General features: G+C 48.3%; 3 protein-coding genes. 1 reads left to right on the forward strand and 2 read right to left on the reverse strand.

Going from position 1 to position 2,828, the window contains the following annotated elements:
* Nucleotides 1-626 precede the first annotated feature (626 nt).
* Both RM811_RS22770 and rpmE read right to left on the reverse strand, forming a co-directional pair.
* Nucleotides 627-1,883: a malic enzyme-like NAD(P)-binding protein gene (locus RM811_RS22770; protein WP_402528849.1), complete on the reverse strand. Its 1,257-nt coding sequence runs from the start codon at nucleotides 1,881-1,883 to the stop codon at nucleotides 627-629.
* Between the two features lie 161 nt (nucleotides 1,884-2,044).
* Nucleotides 2,045-2,263 (reverse strand): 50S ribosomal protein L31, encoded by a 219-nt coding sequence (rpmE, locus tag RM811_RS22775; protein ID WP_402528851.1) that lies wholly within the window; start codon nucleotides 2,261-2,263, stop codon nucleotides 2,045-2,047.
* 320 nt (nucleotides 2,264-2,583) lie between these two features.
* On the opposite strand from rpmE, the gene RM811_RS22780 reads away from it, so the two are divergent.
* On the forward strand, nucleotides 2,584-2,828 hold a 245-nt coding region (locus RM811_RS22780), incomplete at its 3' end, for a hypothetical protein (RefSeq protein WP_402528853.1).

Below are 2,828 nucleotides of genomic sequence, written 5' to 3' on the forward strand. Positions count from 1 at the left end.
ATTGTGTACCGTTCATGTGCACAATGACAGTGATACTCCCCGCCCACTGTCATCCTGTACAGGGATTGTACAGGATCCATTCACAGGGAGGTGTAGCTTGATGGCTGGCATTCCCTGCCGGATGGATTGTGTACAGTCCATGTACACAATGACAGTGATATTCCCCGCCCACTGTCATCCTGTACAGGGATTGTACAGGATCTATTTCACAGGGATGTGAACGCTCTGCCAGCTGGCTATCCCTGCCTGGTGGATTCCGTACAATCCCTGTACGGAATGACAGTGGAGAAATATCTACCCACTCATTTTTCAAAAGAGCCAGAATTTTCCTATTTAGGATGTTATTTAATTACAAATCCTTAGGATTTGTCCCGAAATAAGATCCGCCTTTTACTGATGCTTGTAAAAGGTCGTTGCCCGCTGCCCGCAAAAGAACAAGGGGCTTTAGCTTTTTCGGGTAACGGGCAACGTTTGTTGAAATGGGTAAGTTATTTAAGGTCCGTTCCTTAGGGAATTACCTTCAAGCATTGAACAAACAGCAAGGAAAATCTAAAACATGTCAGACAGTTCAGGCTGACATATTTTAGCTTTTAACATCCTGAAGCTATGAAGAAATAAGCTTGTAATCAGACATCCGATACGGACGCTAATGGGTAATGAGCTGGATACTCTAGCCTGGCTACTCCAGAGTCTACCGCAGCCCGGGCAACAGCAGCCGACACCCTGCCCAGCAGGCGAACATCCATAGGCTTGGGGATAATGTAGTTGGGACCAAAGCTTAACTCATCCCCACCATAGGCATTCATCACCTCTTCAGGTACCGGCTCTTTCGCCAGCTCACGGATGGCATCAACGGCCGCAATCTTCATCTCTTCATTAATACGTGAAGCGCGCACATCGAGAGCGCCCCTGAAAATAAAGGGGAAGCCCAGCACATTATTAACCTGGTTGGGATAATCTGAACGGCCAGTGGCCATAATGACATCCGGACGAGCTTCTCTGGCCAGTTCAGGGCGAATTTCCGGGTCTGGATTGGCGCAGGCAAAAACAATGGGATTTCCGGCCATTTTCTCAAGCTGCCTGGGAGAAACCAGATCAGGGCCAGAAACCCCCAGAAACGCATCAGCCCCATCAATAGCATCGTCCAGTGTACGACAGCTGGTCTCTACTGCAAAAATTGCCTTGTACTGATTCAGGTCGTTTCGCTCTGAGTGAATCACGCCCTTGCTATCCAGCATCAGGATATTTTCAGCCATGAAGCCACAGCTGATCAGCAGCTTGACACAGGCAATCGCTGCAGAACCGGCTCCGAGACAAACCAGCCGCGCATCTTCAATATTCTTTCCGGCAATCTCAAGGGCATTGAGCATCGCTGCAGCCGTAACAATGGCCGTGCCGTGTTGATCATCGTGAAAGACCGGAATATCACAGGCCTCGATCAACCGACGCTCAATTTCAAAACATTCTGGCGCTTTAATATCTTCGAGATTAATACCACCAAAGGTGCAGGCAATACGTTTTACCGTATCAATAAATGCCTGGGGACTTTCCGATTCAACCTCAATATCAATTGAATCGACACCGGCAAAGCGCTTAAACAGCAGAGCCTTGCCTTCCATAACCGGTTTACTGGCCAGTGCCCCAAGGTTTCCCAACCCCAGTATTGCAGAACCATTACTAATCACCGCCACCAGATTACCCTTACCGGTATATCGATAAGCATCCTCAGGATTTGCCGCGATTGCCCGTACCGGCTCCGCAACCCCCGGGCTGTAGGCCAGCGAAAGATCCATGGCCGTTTCTGCTGGCTTGGTAATTTCAATCGAAATCTTTCCTGGTTTTGGAAGAGCGTGATAATCAAGAGCTGCTTGCTTCATTTCCATGATTTTTTACTGATATAGGGGAGGAAGTTATAAGAAAACCCAGAATATAGGATGAAAATAAGGGGAACAAGTTCAATCAGGAAAATAAAACAACAACAAAAAAGGCGATTACAAAAGTAATCGCCTTTTTAAGCCTTTCGGTATTCAAGCTATCAGCTCGATTACTTGCTGCCGCCACCAAGCTTGCCGAAACGCTTGTTGAAGCGCTCGATACGGCCGCCGGTATCCATTACCTTCTGAGTGCCGGTGTAGAATGGGTGGCACTTGGAGCAAACTTCAATACCCAGATCTTTGCACAGGGTAGAGCGAGTTTGAATCTTGTTACCGCAGCTGCAGCTAACAGTAATGTCTTCGTAGTTAGGATGGATATCCTGCTTCATTTGAGCTTCCTCGAACTGGTGTATGCCGCCACCTGACTTTCTATGAGAGCCTTTCTAAAAAGCTCTGGAGACAGGCACCGCAAACGGTATCCACCTCAGCATAATAGCCGAGATAGTAAAGAGGCGGGATAATACCAGAGTTTATCCCCGAGGAAAATAGACTTATGTTCGTACAACGTACAGGACTTCAGGGCAGATACGGCACTATCGAACTGAAGCTATTTACGCTCTGACCAGGGAGACCTCAGCCGTTTCTCAGTACAAGCCACCAGCCACTTCCTGTATCATTTCGCCAAAAGGAACACCATGACGGCATTTGAATGAACAACAAACCGGCGAACACCTCCGATACTCAGCAGCATGCCAGCAGGTTCGTCCGGGTTGCCATTCCTTCACCTCTGAGACAGCTGTTTGACTACCTGCCAAATGACTCACATCCCGCTCAGTCTATTCAGCCGGGCGCCAGAGTTCTGGTTCCTTTTGGGCATAGACAAATGGTCGGAATCGTCACCTCTATCGAAACCAGCACCACCATTCCAGCAGACAAGCTCAAACCACTTATTTC

It is taken from the genome of Endozoicomonas sp. (assembly GCF_031844845.1).
In the GTDB taxonomy this organism is placed as follows: Bacteria; Pseudomonadota; Gammaproteobacteria; order Pseudomonadales; family Endozoicomonadaceae; genus Endozoicomonas.

What these genes read in the sequence shown, in the direction of transcription:
- RM811_RS22770 (WP_402528849.1), bottom strand. Translation starts at nt 1,883, where the DNA reads ATGGAAATGAAGCAAGCAGCTCTTGATTATCACGCTCTTCCAAAACCA.
- rpmE (WP_402528851.1), bottom strand. Translation starts at nt 2,263, where the DNA reads ATGAAGCAGGATATCCATCCTAACTACGAAGACATTACTGTTAGCTGC.